The following is a 24,285-nucleotide window of genomic DNA, read 5'->3' as shown; positions in this document are numbered from 1 at the left end:
CAAAAAACCTGAATAGATTAAAACGCACTATAAAACGCATTTGTACTTTCTTTATGGAATATAAGGCTCGCTTCAGGCTATATCGAATCAATGGCCGGAACGTTCACGGGGCAGGCCTATATTATGTTATACAGTAACCAATCGTACTCTGTCGGTGGCTACTGGCAGAGCTCTCCACTCCCTGCCTGCGACTTTCGATGACACACTTCAATCAGATTCCGCCCACCACGAGCGTAAGCCAACGCCTGCTATCCATCGATGCCCTCAGGGGATTGGTGATCCTGTTGATGCTGCTCGATCACGTGCGCGAGACGTTCTTTCTACACCGCCAGGTAGCCGACCCGATGGCCATCGACACCACCGAACCGGCGCTGTTTTTCAGCCGGACTCTCGCCCATTTATGTGCGCCGGTGTTCGTTCTGCTCACCGGATTGTCCGCTTATCTGTACGGCGAAAAACACCAGGGCAAGAAAGCCGTGTCGATGTTCCTGTTCAAGCGTGGTCTATTCCTGGTTCTGCTGGAGTTCACCCTGGTGAATTTCGCCTGGACATTCCAGTTGCCGCCCAATGTGATCTACCTGCAGGTGATCTGGGCGATCGGCCTGAGCATGACGGCCCTCGCTGCACTGGTCTGGCTGCCTCGGCCGTTCCTGTGTGTGCTGGGCCTGGTCATCGTCGCCGGGCACAACCTGCTCGATTCTCTGCACTTCCCGGTCGGATCAGCGATGCACCTGCCCTGGGCAATCTTGCATGACCGCGGCTGGATCGAATTCTCCGACAGCTTGCGCCTGCGCACTTCCTATCCCCTGCTGCCGTGGATCGGTGTCATCGCCCTGGGTTACTGCATCGGCCCCTGGTTCGCACGCTCAGCCTCGGCCACCGTGCGTCAGCGCTATCTGCTGCTGGCCGGGGCCGGCGCATTGACCGGTTTCATCGCACTGCGCCTGGTTAACGGTTATGGCGAGGCACATTGGGTGCACTATGAAAGCGCCACACACACCCTCATGAGTTTCTTCAACATCACAAAGTACCCGCCTTCCCTGCTGTTCCTCTCGCTGACGCTAGGGGTGGGCCTGTTGCTTCTGCCTGGTTTTGAGCGGGCTCGGCAACGCAAGTGGATCAGCACTCTGGCGGTATTTGGCGCGGCGCCGATGTTCTTCTACCTGCTCCATCTTTACGCGCTGAAAATGCTGTATCTGACCCATGTGGCGTTGTTCGGTTTGAATCAGGGCAACTACTTCGGTTTCGACAGCATGTGGATGGTGTGGCTGACGGCAGCGCTCTTGGCTACAACGCTGTATCTACCTGTGCGCTGGTTTGCCGCATTGAAGGCTCGTCGTCGTGATATTGGCTGGCTCAAATACTTCTGATCGGGGTACAGGTTCGCCGCGGGCGGCCGGTAACAGCGCGTAGACAGCGACTCGCTATCAGGCGGCCCGCTCCAGTGCATCCAGCAAGCCCGCGTACTCCAGCGAGAGCTTGTGGCGCGGGGCCAGATGCACGATGGGAACAGACACTTCGTGAGACTCGCGCATCTTGACGGAACTGCTGAGATAAACCGGCAGCACTGGCAAGCCTTCGGCCAGCAGCTCATTGACGAGACTCTGGTGAAAACCGGTGTGTCCGGTGAACTGGTTCACCACCACCCCTTCCACTTCAAGCGACTCATTGTGATCGAGTCGCAGTTCCTCCACTTGAGCGATGACCCGGTACATCGCCTGGCGAGAAAAGCTGTCGCAATCGAATGGAATCAGCACCCGGTCTGCCGCCACCAAAGCGCTGAAGGTGTAGAAGTTCAGCGAAGGCGGCGTATCGATATAGATGCGCTCATAATCCTCGGACAGTTCAACCAGCAACTTGCGCAGCTTGTTGATCTTGAACTTGCTCTCGAGTCTTGATTGCAGGTCTGCCAGATCGGGACTCGCCGTCACCAGGTGGAGGTTGTTGTAATGGGTCTCGGTGATGGAAACCCGATTGCGCCTGCCTTCGAAACCGCCGGACAACGTCTGCTTGAAGAAATCGGCTATGCCTGCAGGAATAAGCTCGTCGCTCAGCCCCGTGAGGTAGTGAGTCGAGTTGGCCTGGGGATCGAGATCAACCAGCAGCGTTCGGTACCCTTCGGCAGCACTCACAGCGGCAAGATTGCAGGCGATGCTGGATTTTCCAACGCCGCCTTTTTGATTGAATACGACACGACGCATAAGGCTTGCTCATCCATGAAAAGGCCAAAGGCCATCTGTAGTAAATGTAAGCAGTCATGTCAATTCTATGACTGCATTATTACAGTTTCACGACAGTGGTTGCCGGAAGGCACGGACTAGAGCATTCCAACTTCCATTCACGACTTGAATCGTACTGCCGACTATTCTGAAGCCAAGTCTGATTTCAACCGCGCGACGTCTGACCTGAAGCTTTACTCAGGTCTCTGGGAAACCGATATGACAAATCCGCAAGATAAAGCCGAATCCGACGAGGGTTTAGCTCAGATGCTCATGGGGAAAGGTCCCTGCACCTATCTGTTGCTGCTCTTGCTGGGATTGATCCTGCTGTTTCCCTTTCTTGAGCAAGGTCTGTTTGCTCGTACGTTGCTTGGCATTCTGTTTTCAATCGTGCTGCTCGTGGGTGCTTTCGTCACCAGGCAGACTCGGCGGGGATTCATTCTCAAGCTGGGCCTGGCGTTGCTTGGGGTTGGCCTTCAATGGACGGCGTTGTGGGCTCAGAGTATCGCGATTCTCAACCTTGCCGGGATCGCTTATACGGCGTCTCTTGCCGTCTCGTTCAGCGGAGTGCTTCGCTATATTCTCAATCGCGGGCCAGTTTCTGCCGACAAGCTGCATGGCGCGCTTGCGGGTTACATCATGCTGGCCTTCGTCTGGTCCTTCGTATATGCCCTGGTCGAGATATCCAGCGCTGGTTCATTCGGCCCCGGCCACTTCGACTTCGAACAACCCGGCACGTTCTTCAAACTGATTTATTTCAGCTTCACGACGCTCACAACCACCGGTTACGGTGATTTTATCCCGATGACCAACCATGCCCGCTCACTGGTGATGGTCGAAGAATTTTCAGGCGTTTTTTACGTGGGTGTGGTGATTGCGCGGTTCGCCGGTCTTTATCCCTCGAACCAGGCCAAGTGACGCCTGTTGAAGCTGGCAACTCTGCCTTGCGCAAGCCCCGCTACCGACCTTGCCCGGTAAAAGAACCGAATGCATCAGGCTTTTTCGTCTAACGTGAATTGAAGCGTTTGCATGATCTATTCCCCTGAAAATGGAGTTCGACGATGAACACTATCGCTTCCTGGCTGTCGGTTACGTTTCTTGGGTTGGTGCTCGGCGGCTGTTCCGCGGTCGGTGCCGGGAGCGGAGGCGCTGGTGAGACGGAGATTCGTTCGGGGAAAATCGAGCAGATCTCACTCACCCAGATGCAGACCAATCACGATAGCGGCGTCGGCGCCATATTGGGCGGTATTGGCGGTTTGGCCTTGGGAAGCCTGGTTGGCCAGGGAACCGGTCGGGATGTCGCGATGGTTGCCGGTGCCCTCGCCGGCGGGGTGGGCGGCAATTACGTCGAAAAGAAAAAGTATGATCAGCCCGTGGAAGCTCAGCAGATCATCGTTCGGACCCAAAGCGGCGTACTGGTCCAGGTGACCCAGCCAATCAATCCGGCGCTGACAAAAGGCCTGAAGGTTTATGTCGAGGGCAGCGGTAACGAAGCGCGGGTAGTGCCGCAAAGTTAGTGGCGGCACCGTCCGAATGCCGCTCGACCCGCCCGCGATGAAAGTCGGTGTCATCTCCGACACCCACGGCCTGCTCCGCCCCGAAGCCATCGCCGCCCTGCTGGGCTGCGATTGCATCATTCACGCCGGCGACATCGGCAGCGCGCACATCCTCGAGCAATTGGCGGCCATTGCCCCGGTGCACGGGGTGCGTGGCAACAACGACCTGGACGCGCCCTGGGCGCGCGAGCTGCCCGACTGTCTGCGCCTGGACCTCAACGGCTGGAAGGTCCTGCTGGTGCATGACATTGCCGACCTTGCAATCCATCCAGTTGAGCGTATCGACCTGGTGATCAGCGGTCACTCCCATAAACCAGGCATCGAATGGCGCGGCGAACGACTGTTCCTGAATCCGGGCAGCGCCGGGCGTCGCCGCTTCAAGCTGCCGGTCACCCTGGCACTGCTGGACCTGTCTGCACAGTCCATCGAACCTCGGCTGGTGTCACTGCTCGACTGATTCATCTGCCAGGCACCTGCGCACGGGTCATACAGCGCCAAACCGAAAAATTGAAACATTGAACAATGACTGCCCCCTCGAACGCATGGGCCATCGATTCACGACTCGTCGGCAACCACTCTGACCCTGTGGCAGTCGGCCGGTCCAAGTTTCTGGCCGCTCGAGGAACGAACTTCAATCGGCATCAGGGTCTGGCCGCGCTCATTGTCCAGCAGCACAGAACGCGTCTCTTCGCGCTTGAACAGGAAACGCTCACCCCACTGCCGCAGGCTGACCACCACCGGAAAGATCTCCCGTCCTTTTTCCGTAAGGACGTACTCCTTGTAGGCACTGCCGTCTGACGCGGGTTGAACCTCGAACACACCGACCTCAACCAGGGTCTTCAAGCGTGATGCCAGTATGTTCTTGGCCACGCCCAGGCTTTTTTGAAATTCGCTGAATCGGCGAATGCCGTCGAATGCGTCGCGGATGATCATCAGCGACCATCGATCCCCAATGGCCTCCAGTGTTCTGGCTACCGGGCATTCGCTGCTGGGCGGTGAAGTGTCTTCGACCATCGTATTGACCTTCTGGATAAGGATTGCCGGGCCTGCCGTGCAGCTCCGAGCAAAGTGGTTGCAATTTAAAACCTGATTCGATAACAATTCAATCCAGTTTTTAATTAAAACCAGTTTAGCGCCACGGAGGCTCATGTGACAGCCGATTCAGCCACCCGCCCTTTCGCCACACAGGCTCCGGGCCTGCCCCCTACGGATAATGGAGAAAGTGCCCGCGCAGGCGGGTCTGCGGGGCTTTCTCCGTCACTTACGCTGTTGTTTTCCGTCACCTGCGCGCTAGCAGTCGCCAACGTGTATTTCGCTCAACCCCTGCTCGACTCAATGGCTCAGAGCCTGGGGGTTGCCTCATCGATGATCGGGATCGTGGTGACGGCTACCCAGGTCGGTTACGCGCTGGGGTTGCTGTTCATCGTCCCGCTGGGTGACTTGTTGAACCGCAAGGGGTTGATCCTGACGCAAGTGCTGCTGTCTGCGGTTGCACTGGCAGGAGTCGGTGCAGCGCAGCAATGGCTGACCCTGTTGGGCGCCATGGTCATCGTGGGATTGCTGGCGGTGATGGTTCAAGTGCTGGTGGCCTATGCCGCCGTGCTGGCAACGCCGTCACAACGTGGTCAGGCCGTGGGCACCGTCACCAGCGGCATTGTCCTGGGCATTCTCCTGGCGCGGTTTACCTCTGGGCTGATCGCCGATCTGGCCGGCTGGCGCGCCGTGTATTTCCTTTCGTCGGGCTTGATGCTGGCCCTCGCGGCGGTGTTCTGGAAAGTGCTTCCTGCCACAGTGTCACCACGCAACCGAAATACCTACACGGCACTCATCCGTTCGATGTTCAGGCTGTTCATGACCGAACCGGTCTTGCGCATCCGGGGCTTGCTGGCCTTGTTGATCTTTGCCGCGTTTTCGGTGTTGTGGACATCCATGGTGCTGCCACTGAGCGCGCCTCCGCTGTCGCTGTCGCACACAGCCATCGGCCTGTTCGGTCTGGCCGGCGTCGCCGGTGCCCTCGCCGCCAGAAGAGCCGGTCGCTGGGCCGACCAGGGGCTGGGGCAACGCGTGACCGGCATTTCGCTGGTGATCCTGACGCTGTCCTGGTTGCCCATCGCGTTTGCGCAGACATCACTGATCGCGCTGGTGTGCGCAGTGGTCCTGCTCGACTTCGCGGTACAAGCCGTACACGTCACCAACCAGAGCCTCATTTTTGCCGCACGCCCCGACGCCCAAAGCCGCATGGTGGGCGCCTACATGTGCTTTTACTCGGTGGGCAGCGCACTGGGGGCCGCGGCCGCGACCCAGGTGTATGCGCAATGGGGCTGGATCGCCGTCAGCCTGCTGGGTGCCTCGATCAGTGCGATGGCCTTGGTGCTGTGGTTGGTCACCTGGCGTAGGCACAGGTAGCGCTACGCCAGATAACCTCAGTGCCTGGTTTTGCGTTCGAGCATGCGCACGCCAAGTGAAAGTGGATAACACAGGGCAAAGTAGATCGCACCGACCAGGATGTAGATTTCCAGCGGCATGAAATACACCGAACTCAGATCCTGCGCCCGCAGCATCAAGTCCGGTGCCGCGATCAGCGAAGCCACGGACGTATCCTTCAACAGCGAGATCGCGACGTTGCCTATGGGCGCCAAAACGATGCGGATGGCCTGGGGCAACACGACCCAGCGCAGCACCTTGAGCTTGGGCATGCCAATCGCTTTCGCCGCTTCCACCTGTCCCTTGGGCACGGCCTCGAGCCCCGCACGGTAGATCTCTGCCAGATACGCCGCAGCGTTCAGTCCCAGGCCAATCATGGCAGCCTGGAACGAGCTGAAATGAACGCCGATTTCGGTCAGGCTGAAATAGACGATGAACAACTGCACCAACGCCGGGGTGCCACGGAACAGCTCGATGTAATAGAGCGCGGCGCGCCGCAATGCGAGGTTGCCGGAAAGTCGTGCCAGCGCCACCAGCAAACCGACGATCAAGCCGATGACCAACGCACCGAACGCCAACTGGAGTGTGGCCCAGGCGGCCGCCAGCAATTCGACATGGGTCGCGTCCCACAACTCGCCATAGCCCATCTCAATTCTCCTTGACGACTTTGAGGCGGCGTTCGGTGCGCGCCGCCCAGTGGGAAAGCACCAGGCTCAGGATCAGGTAGATCATCGCCAGCAGGAAGTAGATCAGGTTGGTCTGGTAGGTTTCGCTGACCAGCATTTTCGCCTTGAACGTCAACTCCGGCACCGCTGCCGCCGACGCCAGGGAGGTGTCCTTGAGCAGGCCGATGGCGAAGTTGGCCATCCCCGGAATCGCCACCTTGAACGCCTGTGGCAGCACGATAATGCGCATCGCCAAAGACCGGGTCATGCCGATGGAGAACGCCGCTTCGCTTTGGCCACGGTCAATGGTGCGGATGCTCGACCGGAAAACCTCCGACAGAATGGCCGCACCGTTCAGGCCGAAACCGATGATCGCCGCACCGATGGCCGGCAAGGTAATGCCGATATAGGTCAGGCCAAAGTACAGAATGAACAACTGGGTCAGGATCGGTATGTTGCGAAAGATCTCCAGGTAAACGCTGGCGATCAGGCTCAGGAAGCGGCTGCGCGAAAGCCGCATCAACGCCAGGCAAAAACCCAGCAACGCCGCTACTACAAACGCAGCAGCCGTCAGGCCGATGGTAGTCAGCGCCCCGACGCCCAGTACGTTCAGAAAGTACGGCAGCATCTCGATGGCTTTGTTCAGCGCAGTGGTATCGAACATCGATCAATGCTCCTGCACGGCGCGGATGAAGGAGCGGGTACGTTCGATCTGGCTCTCGCGGAAAATCTGTCGCGGCGGACCCTGTTCGACGATATTGCCGTCGGCCATGAAGATCACCTGGTCGGAAACGCTTTCGGCGAAGCTCATTTCGTGGGTGACGATGATCATCGTCATGCCCTCTTCCGCCAGTCTGCGCATCACGCCCAGCACTTCCCCGACCAACTCCGGGTCCAGTGCCGAGGTCGCCTCGTCGAACAGCATCAACTTGGGCTTCATCGCCAGCGCCCGGGCAATGGCGATCCGTTGCTGCTGCCCGCCCGACAGTTGCTCGGGAAAGGCATCGCGCTTGGCGAACATGCCGACCTTGTTCAGCAGGTCCTCGGCCAGCTCCACCGCTTCGGCGCGATTGCGCTGCTGCACCTTGAGCGGACCGAGGATGATGTTTTCCAGCACCGACAGGTGCGGGAACAGGTTGAAGCGCTGGAACACCATGCCGATTTCGGCGCGCATCCGCGCCAGTTCCTTATCGCTCATGGGCACTTTTCGACTGCCCACCAGGCGCTGGCCGATCAGTTCGTTGTCAATGTAGATGTCGCCTTTGGTCGGCTCTTCCAGGTAATTGACGCAACGCAGCAAGGTGGTCTTGCCCGAGCCGCTGGGGCCGATCAGCGAGATTTTCTGGCCCTGCTGCACGTTGAGGTCGATGCCTTTGAGAACGTCCAGGCTACCGAAGGACTTGTGCAGCCCTTCGATACGCACCAGTGGAGTGGATTCAACCATGGGTCAGGTCCTCGATTCAGGCAAAGGCCTGACTGAAATCACGGGCTGGATGCTCGAAGGGTCCAATGACATTGCCCTTCTCGTCGCGGTCCACACCGATGCGCGGGTCCTTGGCGGGCGGTACGAGGTAGTCCGGGTTCTTGATGCCGTACTTGGCCAGCACCGGTTTGATCTGATCCGTGGCTTTCAACCAGCGCAGCCCCTGGTTCACCCCATCGAACAGGTCCTGGTTCTGCGGATGAACGCCCCAGATCGCCTCGAACTTGGCGGTCAGGCTGGGGAATTTCTCGTCGTAGGCCATGGGGATCTGCTTGAGCTTGAGGCTGGGGTCCTGAAGGATCATGTAGTCGATGGTCGGCGCATCCAGCACGGCAAAATCCAGGCGCCCGGCGCGCACGTCGCGCAAGCAGGAATCGGTGTTGTCGTAGAGTTTGACCTCCTTCACACCCTCGATTTTCTTCATGTCGGGGATGGTGAAATAACCGGTGATGGCGCCGATGGTACGGCCCTTCACATCATTGACCGTGATCGAGGTATCGAACGGTTCGCTATCGCGCATGATCACGTAGGCACCGGTGTAGAACACCGGGTCGGTCAACAGCAGGATTTTCGAGCGCATGGGGTTCCAGGCGAAGTTGCCGCCGAACCAGTCGGCACGCCCGGACCGCACGGCTTCGACCACCGCCGGGAAGCCCATGGTCAGTACGTCGAGCTTGAGCTCGAGGCGGTCGGCAATCAGCTTGAGCAACTCCAGATCGGTACCGACCGGGACGCCTTCGCGCAGCGCGCCCAGGGGCATGTCGCCCAGGCAAGCCGCGGTCAGGTAACCGGGGCGTACGGTCTTGATCGGTTTGTCGGCAGCGAACGCGAACGACATCGGGCCCGTGGCACTGGCAGCCATTGCCGCCAATGAACCGTAGCCTGCGGCCTTGAGCACTGCGCGCCGGGAAACACCCTGGGTATTGAACTTGAAGTCGGACATACATCACCTATAGGCAAATTATTGTTGTGACCGGTACAAGCCTTGCTACTCAACCGCCGTCCGTGGCGCGATGCTTCCCGTGATTTATGACCGTGTCGGCAGACCCGCGAGGATGTCGATGGCATTGACGTGGGGGGTGGCGGCGGTTTGCCGTTGGCGCCTGAGGACCAGGTAAGCGACGGACACCACAGCGAGGCTGACGAGGCTGGCGAGGAACTGTGTACGCAAGGATTCCTGGAACGCCATGGCCAGCAAAACACCCGCAATCACTGCCACCACAGCATAGGACAGCCATGGGAACAGCCACATCCTGAGGGTCAGCCGCGCCGGCGCGGTGGCTTCGACCTGGCGTCGAACCTTGATCTGCGCCAGGGCTACCGCCAGGTACACGAACAGCATCACCGCACCGGAAGCGTTGACCAGGAACAGGAACACGCCCTGCGGAGAAATGATCGCCGCCATGATCGCGATGTAGCCGATCACACTGCTGAGCAGTACGGCGGCCCTGGGCACTTTGCGCCCGGTCAGCACCGACAGTTTTGCCGGGGCGTCACCGCGCTGGCTGAGGCCGAACAGAATCCGCGAAGACACGTACAGCCCGGAGTTCAGCGCCGACAGCACCGCGACCAGCACCACCGCCTGCATGATCATCGCCGCCCCTGGAATGCGCATGACCTCCAGCGCCGCCACGAACGGCGAATGACCGGCGACGATCTGGCCCCAGGGCACCACACAGACAATCAGGAAGATCGAACCGACATAAAAGGTAATGACGCGGAAGATCACCGAACGGGTCATGTTGGCGACGTTCTTCGACGGATCGTCGGACTCGGCGGCGGCAATCGTCGCAATCTCGGCGCCGCCGACAGCGAAGATCACCGTAGGCACGCCGGCCAGGATCGCACTCACGCCGTAAGGCATGAAGCCGCGGTCATTCACCAGGTTGCCCAGCAGCGCGCTGGTGCTCGGCGCGAACCCGAACAGGTAGGCGCCCACCACAAAGATGAAGACGATGATCGCGAAAACTTTCAATGAGGCGAACCAGTACTCGAACTCGCCATAGGACTTCACCGACAGGCAGTTGATGGCGGTCATGATCGCCAGCAGGCTCAGCCCGATCATCCAGGCCGGCAGCGGTATCCACTGTTCAAGGATATTGGCGCCGACCACCGCTTCCACCGCCACCACGATCACCCAGAAGTACCAGTACAACCAGCCACTGGTGAACCCGACCCAATTACCCAGGCCGATACGTGCGTATTCGGTAAAGGAGCCGACGCCGGGCAGCGCCACGGCCATTTCACCGAGCATGCGCATCACCAGCATCACCACGATGCCGGCAGCGAGATAACTCAGAAACGCGGCGGGCCCGATTGCCTGGATCGTAGCGCTGCTGCCGACAAACAGGCCGGCACCAATGATGCCGCCCAGGGAGATCATGGTGATATGGCGTTGACGCAGTGCCCCGCTGAGGCGTTGCTGGCCGGGTGTTGTCTTGCTTGGCTGGGCGTTGCTCATCGGAGGACCTCCGCTGCGGTGGATAGGGTCGATCGACCGGATAAATTCATCGAAGACTTTGCGCGAGGGGGACAACTCACCGGATACTCTGTGCCGCCCACTCTCGGGGGCAAGAGGCTTTGGTGTCGGGTAGCCAGGGCTGAGCCCGGCTGGAAAGTTTTATGAGTCATGTGCTTACCCGTTTGGGCTGGTCATCGCCAGCCATTTTCTTATTGTGTTGCATGACAAGCATTACAACTTACACACTAATCACGGTTTTTTAGCTTGTCAATGGGCTTTGTATCGGATAAAAAGCAATACAAATTCGCTTATTGTCTGGCTCAGAGCATGACAAGCAGGGATAAAGCACCATGAGTCAATTCGAACAACTGCTGGACGAACTCAAAGCCAGCGCGGCGTTGCAACGCGACAAGGCAGAAACCCTTTATGCCCAGCTGGCCGAATCGCTGGCCGAAGCGATCGGCAACGGCAAGCTCAAGCCGGGCGAACGCCTGCCACCCCATCGCGATTTCGCCAGCGCACTGGGGGTGAACATCACCACGGTCACCAAAGCCATGGCCGTGCTGCAGCAAAAAGGCCTGGTGGAAAGCCGCCCGGGACGCGGGACGCAGGTTGCACAGCCGCGGCATCCGGCGGCGCAGTTTCAGTCGGCCCCCAGCAATGACCCGGGCACCGTCGACCTGAGCGTCAATCGCCCCGCCACCCATGGCTTCAATCGGGTGTTGGCGCAGCTGTTGCCACGCCTGGCCAGCGATCCGCGTTTTGCCGACATGAAGGACTATCACCCGTCCGAAGGTCCGCTGTGGGCCCGTGAAGCGGCGGCGCAATGGCTGCGCCACACCGGCGTCGAGGCCCAGGCCTCGCAGATGCTGATTTGCGAAGGCGCCCAGCACGGGATCGCCAGCACCTTGCGCAGCCTGACCAACAGCGGCGATACCGTGCTGGCCGACAGCGTGACGTATCAAGGCATCAATGCCTTGTGCCGTTCGCTGGGGCTGATTCTGGTGGGGGTCGACGCCGATGAGCGCGGCATGTCCCCCGAAGCCCTGCGCCAGGCCTGCGTCGAACATCAGCCACGCCTGTTGTTTCTGGTGCCGTCGATCCACAACCCGACCGCCATCACCCTCGATGCCGAGCGCCGCAAAGAACTGGCGACAGTCATTCGGGAAACCAGCCTGTTGGTCATCGAAGACGATGTCTATCGTCCCCTGCTGGACAAGTCGCCGGCGCCTTTCGCCGCGCTGCTGCCGGAACGCACGATCTATATCTCGGCCCTGTCCAAATGCATCGCGCCGGGGCTGCGCATGGGTTTTGTCATGGCCCCGCAACCCCTGGTGCAGGACATCGCCGCCATGCAGCGCATCGACTGCTGGAGTACGTCCCCCCTGACGGCGCTGATTGCCGCCCGGTTGATCGAGGACGGTCATGCCGAGCAGTTGGTGGCGGAACAGCGCGAAGAACTGCGCATTCGCCAGGCACTGCTGGCCACGCACCTTGAAGGCCTGGAGTTCCAGCACAGCGCCACCGGCACCCACGCCTGGCTGGTACTGCCGGAGCCCTGGACCGGCTCGCGTTTCGCCCGCCTGTGCCAGGACCGCGGTGTGGTGCTGCTGGCCGGCGGCGCCTTCACCTTGCGTCCGGAACTCTCGCCGCAAGCCGTACGCATCAATATCTCCGCGGCCCTGTCACGGGAGCAGTTGATCAAAGCCCTGACCATCATCAGCCAGTTGGCACGTCAGGGTCACCTCCACATGCACAACCGGATCTGAGGACATGACACAGCCCGTTCATTGCGAAATTGCCGTTATCGGTGCCGGCGTTGTCGGCGTTGCCACCGCACTCTGGCTGCGCCGCCAGGGTTACCAGGTCGTGTTGCTGGAGCGCGACGCGATTGCCAGTGGCGCGTCCTATGGCAATGCCGGCACCCTGGCACCGTACGGCGTGATGCCGATTGCCCAGCCGTCGCTGCTGAAGGCAATTCCGTCACTGCTGTTTTCCAGGGAGTCGCCCTTCGTCATCAACTGGGCACGCCTGCCAAGGTTGATGCCCTGGCTACTGCGGTTTCTCAATGAATGTCGCGCTTCGCGCTGCGAGGCCAACACCCAGGCCCTGAGCAGGATTCTCCAGCACACCTACAGCGGCTATGCGCCGCTGCTGGCCGACGCTCCGCTGGCCGACCGGCATTTGCGTCACAACGGTTGCATCTATGCCTACGGCACCGAGCAAGGTCTGGCCGGTGCGCGACCGGCGATCGAACTGCGCCGCGCCCTGGGCATTGCCCAGCAAGTGCTGAACGCGGCGGATGTCGAACAACTGGAGCCTGCGCTGGCAGGCAAGGCGGTCGGCGGCATTCTGTTTCCCGAGTCGTCGCACATGGATGACCCGCGCGCCTTCATCGAAGCGCTGGCCGCGCCACTGGTCGCCGAAGGCGCAGTGCATCAGGCGACGATCACCACCGTGCAGCGCAAGAGTGACGGCCTGTACCTGGGCAGCGCCGAAGGGAAAAGCTGGCGCGCCGATCGCGTCGTGCTGTGTGGCGGCGCCTGGTCCGCGGCACTGGCGCGTCAGGTGGGTGATCACATTCCACTGGACACCGAACGCGGCTACCACATCGAATTCGATCTGCAGGACACCCTGCTCAACCGCCCCTGCTGCCCGGTGGAAAGTGCGTTCTACATGACGCCCATGGCGGGACGCCTGAGGGTCGCGGGCACGGTGGAACTGGGCTCGATCAATGACCCGGCCAATCCGCAACGCTTCGACTACCTGGAGCGCCACGTACGCCGGGTCATGGGCCTGACCCAGCCGGTCGCGCGCAAGTGGCTCGGGTTCCGCCCTTCCCTGCCTGACTCGTTACCGGTCATTGGACCGTCACCCAACGAACCGCGATTGATCTATGCCTTCGGCCATCAGCATCTGGGCCTGACCCTGGCCGGCGCGACGGGCCAGTTGGTGGCTGACTGTATCGCCGGCAAGGCGCCCCAATGGCTGGACAGCTTTTCCGTGCAACGCTTCTGAGCAATGCCTTCCAAAGGAGTGCAATTGATGCAAACAATCGAACGCAAGCAAACCAACCAGCGCATGAGCCAGATCGTCATCCACGGCAATACGGTGTATCTGGCCGGGCAAGTGGGGGAAGCGCGTCACGACATCACCGGTCAGACCCGCGATGCCCTTGCACGGGTGGATGACTTGCTGGCACAGGCCGGTTCATCACGGGAGCAGATGTTGCAAGTGACCATCTGGCTCGCTGACATGGCGGATTTCGCCGCCATGAATGCCGTTTGGGATGCGTGGGTACCGGCGGGCCATGCCCCCGCCCGCGCCTGTGGCGAGGCGAAACTGGCAGACCCGGCGCTGCGGGTAGAAATCATCGTCTGCGCCAACCGGGGCTGAGTCGGGACGGTTTCAGTCAGCCCCTTTGCGCACTGCCTGCCTGACCTCGGCCTGTATGGCATAGGCCGGAGCCTCCACGGCATTGAAGTCATGGGTATAGCGCTGGGCAAATCCCTGCACACCCCATTCCTGATATTGCTGCACATGTTTGAGCTCGTGAGCCCAGAGCGCGACGTCCGTTTCTGCGGCTTGGGGGTCGCGAAAGAGGATGATGTCGATCAGCGTCACGGCACCGACATCGGGGTTCTGCAGCATGGCAGTGGCGGCACTGAACTGGCCGTTGTCGCTGATTTTGTAGCGCGCGGCATCGAGGACGCCGGGATCGTACCAGGGCAGCAGTTGCTCACGGACGTGCGCAGGAATGGGTTGGGTGCCGGCGATGGCCGCTTCATCGCGGGCCTGGGTCAGCCACAGCGCCAGGGCCGGCGTCGCGATCTGGTAAACGTCCTCGGGTACCACGTCCGGCAGGCAGATGCAGCCGTCCAGGCACACCTGTCTCTCGCCAGCCGGGCAGTCGCTGGTCTGGGCCGGCACTTCAAGCGCCAGGCAAAGCACAAACAGCGCCACCAGGGGCGTGGTGATGGACGGCATTTGGTGCTCCATGCAGCGGACAGTGGTGAACCGTCTCCGGGTCAGGCATTGACCTGGAGTTCATGCAGAAGAAAACCCAATGATTCCGGGGCTGCGCAATGACTTCTTTCAGAGCGTTGTTCATCCCATGGCATCGCGTCTTCGGTGCAGAAATCGCCAATGCATTCCATGCTCAGCTCGGCGTCGAGCAGTCCGAGCGGAATCCAGAAATAAGGTGTTTCGCGAAGAACATTCGGCACGGTCGAGCCACATCGCGAGCAAAAGTCATTTCTGTAGCCGCTGGATTTGCGCCAACCGGTGATCGCCTCTTGCCCTTCTTCCCATCGAAAGTCGCGAGCATTGACCAGTGTGGCGAGATTATGGCCGACACCGGTTTGCTTGCGACACAACGTGCAATGGCAGCGATAGAAAAATCGTGGTTCTACCGCCAGGGAAAAGCGTACCGCCCCGCAAAGACATTGCCCTGATGCCATGAATCTCTCCTTGAAAAATGTTCATCCATATTGGGTTGCGCCATGAAGTCCGCTTGATCACTGGCGGCCGAGCAGTTCACTCGCCAACAGCGCTTTCAATGCCATCGGCCTGGCAAAGTGATAACCCTGGGCCTGCCCTGCACCCATTTCACGCAGCAGTTCCAGTGTCGCCTCATCCTCGACGCCTTCGGCCACCACACTCAGGTCCAGCGACTCGGCCATCCGCACGATCGCCCGGACGATCGCGCGACTGCGGGAACTGCTGGTCAGTTCGAGGATGAACGACTTGTCGATTTTCAAACCGCTGAAACGGTACTGATGCACATAGCTCAGGGAAGAAAACCCTGCGCCGAAGTCATCGAGCACCACCGACATGCCGTTGTCGGCCAGTTGCTGCATGGTCTGTCGGGCGATCGCCGGCTCGGCGACCAGCGCCCCTTCGGTCAGCTCCAGACAGATCCGCGACGGCGACACCTGGTGCTGCGCCAACAGTTCCAGTACCTCACTGGCGAAGCCGGGGCGCGTCATGCTGTAGCTGGAACAATTGACGTGCACCGCAGGCCAATTGGCGTGCTCGGGCTGCGCGAGGATCTGGGCAATGCTGGTCAGCATGTACAGGTCCAGTCGACCGATCAGGCGCAAGCCTTCGACGTCCGGCAGGAACTCGCCCGGCGCGATCACCCGGCCGCCCGGCTGATGCCAACGGATCAGCGCTTCCAGGGCCAGCAGCTCGCCGGTTTCGACGCTGACGATCGGCTGGAAATACGGCAGCAGTTCGTCAGTACGCTTGAGCGCGTTGCGCAAGGCCCCTTCCCGCTCGACCTGGTCCGAGACTTCACGGCGCACTTCCTGGTTGAACACCGCGTAGCTGTCGCGCCCGGCACTCTTGACCCGGTACATCGCTGCATCGGCATCGCGCAGCAAGTCGGCGGGCTCGTGATGGAACTGACTGTCGGCGCTGACGATACCGATGCTGCAGGACGAAAAAACCTCGTAGCCGTTGATGAAAAAAGGCAGGTCGAATGCCACCAGGATCCGTTCGGCAATTTCGATCATCACGTCCAGCGGGGCCTCGGGCGCCAGTACCGAAAACTCATCGCCCCCCAGGCGTGCCAGCATGTCGGTCTCGCGCAGACAACCGCGCAAACGCTGGGCCGCCTGCATCAACAGCAGGTCGCCAAAGTGGTGGCCGAGGCTGTCGTTGACCATCTTGAAGCGGTCCAGATCGATGAACATCACCGCCAGGTGCCCGCCTTCGCGGCCGAACCGCGACCAGGCCAGGTTGAGGCGCTGTTGCAGGTAGGTGCGATTCGGCAGCCCGGTCAGCGCATCGTGGGCGTTTTCGTGCTGCAACTTGGCGTTGGCGTGATCGAGTTCGCGGGTGCGGCTCTGCACCCGGGCTTCCAGCTGGAGGTTGGCGGCATGGATCGCTTCAGCGGCCGTGCGTCGCGACAGCGCCGTGTCGATGTGCCGCGATACGAACGTCAGCAGTTCCTGGTCACGCTGGGTATAGCGCACCTGTGAGGTATAGCTTTGCACCGCCAGCACGCCACGCACCGCGTCGTCTTCGAACAAGGGAATGCCCAGCCAGGAGTAAGAGCGTACAGACTCATGGGCAAGTTCGATTTCACCCTGCGCGGACAAGCGTTCGGCCTCGGCGACGTCAATCAGGCAAGGTCGGCGCTGACGGATCACATACTCGGTCAGGCCCCTGCGCCCTCGCCGTGCCGGCGGGCAGGTCGTCTGCCGCTCATCCACGTAATAGGGAAAGGTCACTTCGCCGGTGGCGTCGTCGAACAGTGCAATATAGAAGTTCTGCGCGAACAGCAGATCACCGACGATGCCATGCAGGGTCTTGAACAGCTCGGCCATGTCACCGGGCTGGCTGGACAGTTCGGCAATCTGGAACAGCGCGCTCTGCAGATGTTCGGCGCGTTCCCTTTCCGCCACTTCCTGGCGCAATGCATCGTTGAGTGCGGACAGTTCCAGGGTGCGACGCATCACCGTTTCTTCCAGGTCCTCCCGGTGCAGGATCCGGTCCAGCGCCATGGCCACGTGACGGGCGACCACCAGAAACAACGCGCGGTCTTCAGCGCTGTAGACACGCGAAACGTCGTAGACCTGCATCGCCAGCATGCCAAACACGTCGTCCGAGGCATTTTTCAACGGTGCGCCCATCCAGAACTCGGGACGATCACCCACGCAGTGGAAACGGTTTTGTGCCTGGGCCGCGAGAATGCCGGCGGCGTCGATCAGCAATGGCTGGCCACTGGTCAACACCTGCCCGGTCAACGACAGGCGCGAAGGGTCAAGGTATTCATAGTTTTCCGATTCCAGGGCATCGACGTCGATGATGTCGACGTAATACGGGTAATCGATCTTGCCAGTGTGCGGGTTATACAGCGCGAGATAGAAGTTCTCGGCGTCGATCAGGCTGGCCAGCAGCCGGTGAACCCCCACCAGGAACACTGAACGGTCACGGGTCGAACTGGCCAGATAGGTAATTTCATACAGCACACGCTGGGTGATCTGCGCACGGGCCAGGGTATTGGTCTGTAGCTCGATGCCCAGGCGCCGGGCAAAGTCCGCAAACGCGGGTTCAGCAGCTTCATTGACGGGTGCGAGCAGCCAACCCAGCTCACTTTCGCCTCTGCCGGTCGGCCAACGATGCAGGTTCGACGTCAGGCAAAAAGCTTCAAACGCCTCATTGGCAATGCTCGAAGGCCATTGCGCCCGCGGGTCGCCTTGCCCGACCCAATGCATTTGTTCGCCGGCGCGGTAGAACACCCAGGCAGTGCTGTGGGCCCAGTTGCGCGCCGAGTCCAGCACGTGTTCGATCGAGTCGTCGTTGCCAGCGTAAGCCATGCCGACCGTATCCGGATTCACTATGGGTTGGAGTGCGGTCTCTTCGCAATGGCTCGAATGCCGCCGGGAGTCGGTCAATGTACGAAAACTCATCAGGGCTCCCTTAGCCAAAAACCGCCGACACTCACTGACTGATTGCTAGCAATATGCCATCTATCATCTTATTTATAGCTTATAGCGTTTTTTTCAATGATTTGTTCACTTTAGTGCCAGGTATGAGACGGGCTGCAAATTATTCGCTGCGTATTGCCCGGGCCAGCGTCTCTACGGTGATACGTTCCATCAACCGGCCCAGACAAAGAAACGCCACTCTAGCGAGTGGCGTTCCTGTATTGCTGTCTATGGAGGGGACCATTGATCAGGCAATGTTGGCCTGAGGTGGCGCATCAACAAAAAACTGTCGATACCACTTTCTCAGTTCGAACAGCTGACCGTCCGCCTGGCACAACAGCGGCGACTCGCGATACACCTTGTTCTCCCAGATTTCGACATCCTCGTAGAACGCCTTATGGGCAAACCCGGCGTACTCCTCGGCAATGGCGTCAATATCCGCAATCGCATGATCATGGCGCAGCTTCAATCCGTAGCAAAGGTCCAGACTCTCGTGATCGACCGGCGTATGGAAGTTGACCTGGCGGCTTTCGTGGGTACCCTGCATTTCAACGTGCATGACGCCGGGTCCGAAGTAGGTGGCCACCGTCTCCAGTTGACTGCCCAGTGTGGGGTGCTGGCCAATCAAGGAAATCTGCCGCGCGATGTGCCTGTCGTATTCAACGGTGATCTTGTCGATGGGCGACTGGTGAACGATGGCGAAGTGCGGGGTATCCACCAGGTTTTCGATGATCTCCTTACCCTGGGTCTTGATCCTCCAGCGCTTGAAGTACCAACGCGTCCAGCCCTCCTCCCCGCTCATTTCGGCTGACCGCGGAACCTCCCATTCGGGCTCGCCACCTTCAGGGTCGAACCAGAGATGAATCATCTGGTTGAGTTCGCGTACGGGGTGCCATTTCAGGGCGCCTTCCTTCGCCTTGGGTGGAATACGCTCCGAGTACGGGATGGCGGTGCACTTTCCCTCCTGATCGAACTGCCACCCGTGGAAGGGGCAGCGAATGGTATTTCCTACGCAACTGCCGCCGCCAAGGTGGGCGCCAAGGTGAGGGCAATGCGCATCGAGTATCGCCACTTCCTGGTTTTCACCCCGAAAAGCCACGTAATCCCGATTGAAGTACTTGAACGATTTTATTTCCCCTGCGGCCAGCTCACTTGAAAAGAGCACACCAAACCATCCCTTGGGGAATCGTTCAGAAAAAAAGTCTTTTTTCACGGTTGTATCTCCAGGCTTTTATTGTTTTTTTGCGCGCCACCCTATGCGTCAGAACCAGACAGCAACCCCTCCCTTTGGCTGACTGCCTGGCCATCGAGCCCGACACCATGAACATCCAGAAGCCATTGCGCCGTATCCTCTCTTTCGCGAGAAACAAACACTCTTTTCTCGATGGACTTAAGGGGCACTTGCTCACGGTCCAGATAAAACTGGTCATACCATTCGCGCAACTGATATACCGGCCCGTCCCCGCCGCATAAAATTGGATTGTCCACGCGTTTTTTGTTATCCCAGATACGCAGATCCTGAAAGAAAGTTTCCTGCCCGTTGGCAATGTATTCAGCAATGAGCTTTTGATTCTCGGAAAAAGACAAGCACTCCAGCGCCCGCACTTTCATCCCGAAGTGCATCATGAAGCGATCATGATTAATCGGAACGTTACCAATCATCATGATGCATTCGAGCTTATAGCCCCACATTTCGGCTTCCATGTCCGCTATTACATAGGACGGCCCATAATAATAGGCAATACTGCGTAGCGAATCGCCCGTACCAATCAACTGATTTCCGCCCGTCAGCATCTGGCAGTATGTATGTCCTTGCGAAACATTGAGGTAACTACTGACGGGTGAGCCGTGGACCGGTTCAAAGTGATACACGTCGGCAAGGTTATCGATCAGTTCCCGGCAGTTGGTATTCGCCGGCTTGCTGATAACGGCCCAATCCGACCAGCCATCTTCAGTACAACATCTGTGAGCCGGTATTTTCTGTTCAGCAATCGGCCCCTGACCTTCGTGATCGTGCCAGATAAACAGAAGTTCGTTTTCGACCATGCTTTCCCACTGCCGGATCCGTGCTTTAGGCGGGATTTTTTCACAGTAAGGAATCTTTTCGCAGTAACCGCCATCGCCCCACTGCCATGAGTGAAACGGGCATTCCAGGGTATTTCCCTTGACGGTTCCGTTTGCCAGGTTCGCTCCCATATGGGGGCAGTAAGCATCGAACACCCGAATCTGTCCGTCCTCACCACGGAACGCCACCAGTTCTGTGCCAAAGGCCTCAAGAGAAGTTATTTCGCCCCGCTTGATATTTCTTTCAAGTCCAAAGCAATGCCAGCCACGTGCATAGCGATCAGGCAACTTCGAGATTATCCGTGCAAAATCAACCATCTTCCTTCCTCTATGAAGTTCACTTCCAGGGCCAACTGCTATACAGATGAACGTGAAGAAAACTAGTAGTGCAAGAATGCTGTGTAAAGGTTCAAATTTGCACGCAACAGTGCATTCTCGCACGCTGCAATCAAGTTGCCTTAATGCAGGCGTACACCGCAGGCGCCATGAGGCTACTTTGAGTTCCGGGTTTCCCGAATGGTTGATCGCTGCACCCATACGTGCTTTTATGCACAGCCTCGCCCCCCGTCAACCAGATACTGATCAAGCACAAGTAAACCCGTGTTTGAGGGGAAAGATCGGAAACACTATTAGAACAAAAAGGACCATCAAGAATGCTGGACTGGGACGATCTACGTTATTTCCTCGCCGCCGTTGAAGCGGGTTCCTATTTGGGTGGCGCAAAAGCGTTGGGGGTTAATCGAACAACTGTAGGCCGTCGTGTCGAAGCACTGGAAAAACGCATCGGCAGTCCACTCTTCAAACAATCGGCGTCCGGATATCATCCAACTGAAGTAGGCGTCAAAGTCTTGAAGTGTGCTAAGCAACTCGAAAAGCATGTCGCGCAGTTGTCAACCACACTCGTCAAACAACAAGGCGCACTGGAGGGGCATGTTCGCGTTGCCGTCGCAGCGGAACTGGGCAGCGACCTGCTCCCCGACATCATGCGTTTTCAACAGACCCATGCCGAAGTGACCGTTGAAGTTTCAAGCGTACGCGACCCGGGAATCGCTCTGACCCAACGCAAAGCCGACATCGCCCTGGGCGTCTTGAGGGCAAGACCTGAGTATTTGACAGGGCTTTGCCTGGGTAGATTGTCACTCGCGGTTTATGGCGCCGCGAGCCCCCCTCGTCCCCGTGTGGACCCGGAGCACTCAACCTGGGTTGGGTGGTCTGAAGACATGAACGGCTGCATGCTGGCAAGCTGGATGACCCGTCATCTCAAGGAAGACGCCCGGACCGGTAGCTGGGTAGACTCCTGGGCCGCGCTCAAGGCGGCCACTCAAGCGGGTCAAAATGTCGCGCTGATGTGGCAAGCCTTTGCCGAGTCCGACCCCGGGCTTGTTCAGCTTCCGGGGTTCATGACGGGGACAGGGCAAGGATCGGATCTCTGGCTTCTTTCACTCGAAGCGATTCCGCTGGATGCCTGCAAGAAAGAAATGTTCGATTTTCTGTTCTCCAGCCTCAGGCACAAGCTGCGCGGTGGGCCAGGTTTCACAGCAGCTCCCCACTAGCCCCCCCCGCATTTCAATGCGACCTGTCAGTCGTCATTGTCATCGCGATCACGGTAGCGACGGTGATCGCGATCATAGTCGCTTCGATCATAGCCGCGACGATCATAGTCACGGTCATCACCTCGATCATCGTTCCCTCTCCAGTCGTCACCACGTCGATGATCATGATCGTGATATCGCCCGTACCGTTCTCCGTCATCCCAATGCGGGCCGCAGCCTCCCAACAACACGGCGCTGGAAATGGCCAAGATCAAGATTGCTGCGCGATTCATGAAAACGTCCTGAATGTCGGAATTATGGAAGGGTCACGGCTGCTCGAAACGTTCATCCGGGCAGTGCTCAGACAGGCTTATGACCATTCTGTAACTCAATGATTCCGTTGGGAATTACAAACAAGTGACGGTCACTCTCAGCGACCACGCCATCAAGACCGACCGGACCTGTCATCAATAGCCAAGGGGCTGTCGTCGAATGAAAAGCGTCTGTGATGCGTGGGGCTTTTAATGGTTCCTCACGCAATCCCGTGAAACGCAATACCTGTAGGAGCCAGCTTGCTGGCGATGGTCGTTAACGATTACGCGTGTGAACAGGATTAACGCGGCGCTCTTGAGTCCATCGCCAGCAGGCTGGCTCCTACAGCTTTCCGGGAAGAAGTTGCCTGGAACACCAGGCAGGAGAACAACAATATGAAATTCGTGAAAAGTCTTCTGGCTGCCGTACCCCTCATGGCGCTGGCCATCGATGCCCACGCCTATGTATCGAACCAGGAAGCCGCCCGGCTGGGCAGCAGCCTGACGTGGGTGGGCGCCGAAAAGGCCGGTAATGCCGATGGCTCCATTCCGCCCTACAGCGGCGGCCTGACCACTGCCCCGCCCGGCTACAAGTCCGGCGACAGCATGCGCCCGGACCCCTTTGCGGGCGAAAAACCGCTGCTGGTGATCAACGGCAAGAACGTCGATTCGTACAAAGGCATGCTCACCGCCACCACCGTGGCATTGGCCAAGCGCTACCCCGGCTTTCGCATCGACGTGTACCCGACCCACCGCACGGCATCGCTGCCCCAGGCGGTACTGGACAACAGTCGCAGGAATGCCACCAATGCCAGGTCCCTCAACGGCGGGATCGCCATCGACAATGTGATGCCCGGGGTGCCGTTCCCGATCCCGCAATCGGGCGCCGAGGCGATGTGGAATTTCCTGCTGCGCTACCAGGGCGTCAACATCCACTCCAAGTACGACTCCTGGACTGTCGACACGGCCGGCGTACCGAGCCTGGCAGTCACCGGCGAGGCATTCGTCTCCTTCCCGATCTACGAGAACATGTCCAAGCCGTTCAACAGCTCGGACATTTATTATCAGTTGAAACTGTCCTATACCGGGCCTGCGCGCCGAGCCGGCGAGTCGATCATGCTCAAGAACGCCACCAATCCAACGGAGTTTCCTGGCCGCGCCTGGCAGTACATGCCGGCCCAGCGCCGGGTCAAACAGATTTCGATCCTGGCCTACGACACGCCCAACCCCGGTACTGCCCGTGCGCTCGAGCTGTATGACTGGACGCTGGTCGGCAAGCAAGAAATGATCGTGCCCTACAACACCTACAAGCTCACCTACGCTCGCAACGCCAAATCCCTGACCACGCCCGATTTCATTGCCCCGGATTTCGTTCGCTGGGAAAAGCACCGGGTCTACGTCGTGGAGGGCAACCTCAAGCCCGGTGCAAAGCACATCTACCAGAAGCGCCGCTTTTACCTGGATGAAGATACCTGGGCTGCGGTGGCCTCCGATCAGTACGACACCCGTGGCCAGCTGTATCGCGGCTCCTTCGCTTTCTTCAGCCAGAGCTATGACCAGCAAGTCCCGGATGCCACGCCCTTCATGACGTACGACCTGTCGAAAGGCACCTACAACATCAATGGCGTGGTGGGCCCTCATGGCGGTATCCGCTACATCGAGCCGCTATCGACGGCGCAGTGGGTGCCGGAGTCCATGGCGGGTGCAGGTATTCGCTGAGTTCGTGGTGGCAGAGCCCCCTTATTGGAAAAAGGGGGGCGTGAGCTGCGCGGATCAGCTCTCGCTGGTAACAACCGGGTCTTGAGCCGCTTCGGCAGCCAGCTTCAATCGGTCAGCCTTGCTGATGTACTTATCCTTGCTTTTCGGTGCCAGTTTGGCACTGGCCTTTTTGGCGTTAGCCTTTAACAACTGATTTATTTTCTTGCGACGATTCATGCTGTTCTGCTCAACCGGTATTTCTTGAATGATATCAGCTTAAACATTCAGACCGGGCTGCCACGTTCCCCATAACTGGGGTCCTTCACCCACCCTTCCGGGTAATCACCACCAAATTGGAGGAATATCCCCCGCTTCTGCTGCTGGACACCCAGTCAACAACCCGTTCATTTACCTGAGTTTTTTCTTTTCCCCGGTG

24 protein-coding genes are annotated in these 24,285 nt (G+C 59.1%); 10 read left to right on the top strand and 14 right to left on the bottom strand.

The features are described 5' to 3' along the window. The first annotated feature begins 197 nt into the window (after window positions 1-197). Entirely contained in the window at window positions 198-1,370 is a 1,173-nt protein-coding gene (locus KW838_RS20585; RefSeq protein WP_218503166.1) for a DUF1624 domain-containing protein, read from the top strand. A 57-nt stretch (window positions 1,371-1,427) separates the two neighbouring features. Here the strand turns inward: KW838_RS20585 and KW838_RS20580 are convergent, their stop codons facing one another. Further along, window positions 1,428-2,201: a ParA family protein gene (locus tag KW838_RS20580; protein WP_102699569.1), complete on the bottom strand. Its 774-nt coding sequence runs from the start codon at window positions 2,199-2,201 to the stop codon at window positions 1,428-1,430. A gap of 237 nt (window positions 2,202-2,438) precedes the next feature. Here KW838_RS20580 and KW838_RS20575 point away from each other — a divergent pair, with 237 nt between their 5' ends. The 3 genes from KW838_RS20575 to KW838_RS20565 all read left to right on the top strand — a co-directional run bounded on the left by KW838_RS20575 (window position 2,439) and on the right by KW838_RS20565 (window position 4,232). Further along, entirely contained in the window at window positions 2,439-3,137 is a 699-nt protein-coding gene (locus tag KW838_RS20575) for a potassium channel family protein (protein ID WP_218503480.1), read from the top strand. 143 nt (window positions 3,138-3,280) lie between these two features. Then, a complete protein-coding gene (locus tag KW838_RS20570) occupies window positions 3,281-3,736 on the top strand; it encodes a glycine zipper 2TM domain-containing protein (protein ID WP_218503164.1) in 456 nt (151 codons plus the stop codon). A 37-nt stretch (window positions 3,737-3,773) separates the two neighbouring features. Further along, window positions 3,774-4,232, top strand: a complete 459-nt coding sequence (locus tag KW838_RS20565; RefSeq protein ID WP_218503479.1) for a metallophosphoesterase family protein — start codon at window positions 3,774-3,776, stop codon at window positions 4,230-4,232. A 98-nt stretch (window positions 4,233-4,330) separates the two neighbouring features. Here KW838_RS20565 and KW838_RS20560 read toward each other — a convergent pair whose 3' ends face one another. After that, window positions 4,331-4,789, bottom strand: coding sequence for a helix-turn-helix domain-containing protein (locus KW838_RS20560; RefSeq protein ID WP_218503478.1), 459 nt, complete (start codon window positions 4,787-4,789; stop codon window positions 4,331-4,333). A 183-nt stretch (window positions 4,790-4,972) separates the two neighbouring features. On the opposite strand from KW838_RS20560, the gene KW838_RS20555 reads away from it, so the two are divergent. Continuing rightward, window positions 4,973-6,181: an MFS transporter gene (locus tag KW838_RS20555; protein ID WP_218503477.1), complete on the top strand. Its 1,209-nt coding sequence runs from the start codon at window positions 4,973-4,975 to the stop codon at window positions 6,179-6,181. 17 nt (window positions 6,182-6,198) lie between these two features. Here the strand turns inward: KW838_RS20555 and KW838_RS20550 are convergent, their stop codons facing one another. The 5 genes from KW838_RS20550 to KW838_RS20530 form a co-directional block, all read right to left on the bottom strand. Next, window positions 6,199-6,846, bottom strand: coding sequence for an amino acid ABC transporter permease (locus KW838_RS20550; protein ID WP_218503151.1), 648 nt, complete (start codon window positions 6,844-6,846; stop codon window positions 6,199-6,201). A gap of 1 nt (window position 6,847) precedes the next feature. Further along, window positions 6,848-7,528 carry an amino acid ABC transporter permease gene (locus tag KW838_RS20545; RefSeq protein ID WP_218503148.1) on the bottom strand — a complete coding sequence of 227 codons (681 nt, stop codon included), beginning with the start codon at window positions 7,526-7,528 and terminating at the stop codon, window positions 6,848-6,850. Between the two features lie 3 nt (window positions 7,529-7,531). Continuing rightward, window positions 7,532-8,308 (bottom strand): amino acid ABC transporter ATP-binding protein, encoded by a 777-nt coding sequence (locus KW838_RS20540; protein WP_256358917.1) that lies wholly within the window; start codon window positions 8,306-8,308, stop codon window positions 7,532-7,534. Between the two features lie 16 nt (window positions 8,309-8,324). Further along, window positions 8,325-9,290 carry a transporter substrate-binding domain-containing protein gene (locus tag KW838_RS20535; protein ID WP_102699561.1) on the bottom strand — a complete coding sequence of 322 codons (966 nt, stop codon included), beginning with the start codon at window positions 9,288-9,290 and terminating at the stop codon, window positions 8,325-8,327. A gap of 84 nt (window positions 9,291-9,374) precedes the next feature. Continuing rightward, window positions 9,375-10,808 carry an amino acid permease gene (locus tag KW838_RS20530; protein WP_218503146.1) on the bottom strand — a complete coding sequence of 478 codons (1,434 nt, stop codon included), beginning with the start codon at window positions 10,806-10,808 and terminating at the stop codon, window positions 9,375-9,377. 350 nt (window positions 10,809-11,158) lie between these two features. Here KW838_RS20530 and KW838_RS20525 point away from each other — a divergent pair, with 350 nt between their 5' ends. From KW838_RS20525 to KW838_RS20515, 3 genes are read left to right on the top strand one after another with little or no spacing between them, the layout of a single operon-like run. Beyond that, window positions 11,159-12,577: a PLP-dependent aminotransferase family protein gene (locus KW838_RS20525; RefSeq protein ID WP_218503144.1), complete on the top strand. Its 1,419-nt coding sequence runs from the start codon at window positions 11,159-11,161 to the stop codon at window positions 12,575-12,577. Between the two features lie 4 nt (window positions 12,578-12,581). Then, window positions 12,582-13,826: an FAD-binding oxidoreductase gene (locus KW838_RS20520; RefSeq protein ID WP_218503141.1), complete on the top strand. Its 1,245-nt coding sequence runs from the start codon at window positions 12,582-12,584 to the stop codon at window positions 13,824-13,826. 27 nt (window positions 13,827-13,853) lie between these two features. Further along, window positions 13,854-14,204, top strand: a complete 351-nt coding sequence (locus tag KW838_RS20515) for a RidA family protein (protein ID WP_102699557.1) — start codon at window positions 13,854-13,856, stop codon at window positions 14,202-14,204. A 12-nt stretch (window positions 14,205-14,216) separates the two neighbouring features. Here KW838_RS20515 and KW838_RS20510 read toward each other — a convergent pair whose 3' ends face one another. The 5 genes from KW838_RS20510 to KW838_RS20490 all read right to left on the bottom strand — a co-directional run bounded on the left by KW838_RS20510 (window position 14,217) and on the right by KW838_RS20490 (window position 20,626). After that, the gene (locus KW838_RS20510) at window positions 14,217-14,795 is read right to left on the bottom strand and encodes a DUF4157 domain-containing protein (RefSeq protein WP_218503139.1); all 579 of its coding nucleotides are present in this window, start codon (window positions 14,793-14,795) and stop codon (window positions 14,217-14,219) included. A 41-nt stretch (window positions 14,796-14,836) separates the two neighbouring features. Beyond that, entirely contained in the window at window positions 14,837-15,268 is a 432-nt protein-coding gene (locus tag KW838_RS20505; RefSeq protein ID WP_218503137.1) for a GFA family protein, read from the bottom strand. Between the two features lie 57 nt (window positions 15,269-15,325). After that, a complete protein-coding gene (locus KW838_RS20500) occupies window positions 15,326-18,226 on the bottom strand; it encodes an EAL domain-containing protein (protein WP_218503135.1) in 2,901 nt (966 codons plus the stop codon). Window positions 18,227-18,491: 265 nt separating this feature from the next. Continuing rightward, a complete protein-coding gene (locus tag KW838_RS20495) occupies window positions 18,492-19,409 on the bottom strand; it encodes a Rieske 2Fe-2S domain-containing protein (protein WP_218503133.1) in 918 nt (305 codons plus the stop codon). A gap of 89 nt (window positions 19,410-19,498) precedes the next feature. After that, a complete protein-coding gene (locus tag KW838_RS20490; protein WP_218503112.1) occupies window positions 19,499-20,626 on the bottom strand; it encodes a Rieske 2Fe-2S domain-containing protein in 1,128 nt (375 codons plus the stop codon). 335 nt (window positions 20,627-20,961) lie between these two features. On the opposite strand from KW838_RS20490, the gene KW838_RS20485 reads away from it, so the two are divergent. Next, window positions 20,962-21,861: a LysR family transcriptional regulator gene (locus KW838_RS20485; protein ID WP_218503093.1), complete on the top strand. Its 900-nt coding sequence runs from the start codon at window positions 20,962-20,964 to the stop codon at window positions 21,859-21,861. A 26-nt stretch (window positions 21,862-21,887) separates the two neighbouring features. Here KW838_RS20485 and KW838_RS29595 read toward each other — a convergent pair whose 3' ends face one another. Then, window positions 21,888-22,133 (bottom strand): hypothetical protein, encoded by a 246-nt coding sequence (locus KW838_RS29595; RefSeq protein ID WP_256358916.1) that lies wholly within the window; start codon window positions 22,131-22,133, stop codon window positions 21,888-21,890. Between the two features lie 414 nt (window positions 22,134-22,547). Here KW838_RS29595 and KW838_RS20475 point away from each other — a divergent pair, with 414 nt between their 5' ends. Then, the gene (locus KW838_RS20475) at window positions 22,548-23,870 is read left to right on the top strand and encodes a DUF1329 domain-containing protein (RefSeq protein WP_218503089.1); all 1,323 of its coding nucleotides are present in this window, start codon (window positions 22,548-22,550) and stop codon (window positions 23,868-23,870) included. A gap of 54 nt (window positions 23,871-23,924) precedes the next feature. Here the strand turns inward: KW838_RS20475 and KW838_RS20470 are convergent, their stop codons facing one another. Then, the gene (locus KW838_RS20470) at window positions 23,925-24,086 is read right to left on the bottom strand and encodes a DUF2986 domain-containing protein (protein ID WP_218503086.1); all 162 of its coding nucleotides are present in this window, start codon (window positions 24,084-24,086) and stop codon (window positions 23,925-23,927) included. Window positions 24,087-24,285: the final 199 nt, after the last annotated feature.

Origin of the sequence: Pseudomonas sp. PDM27 (genome assembly GCF_019219205.1) — a bacterium.
GTDB classification, from domain to species: domain Bacteria; phylum Pseudomonadota; class Gammaproteobacteria; order Pseudomonadales; family Pseudomonadaceae; genus Aquipseudomonas; species Aquipseudomonas laurylsulfatiphila.
This window is presented reverse-complemented; position numbering and strand designations above follow the sequence as displayed.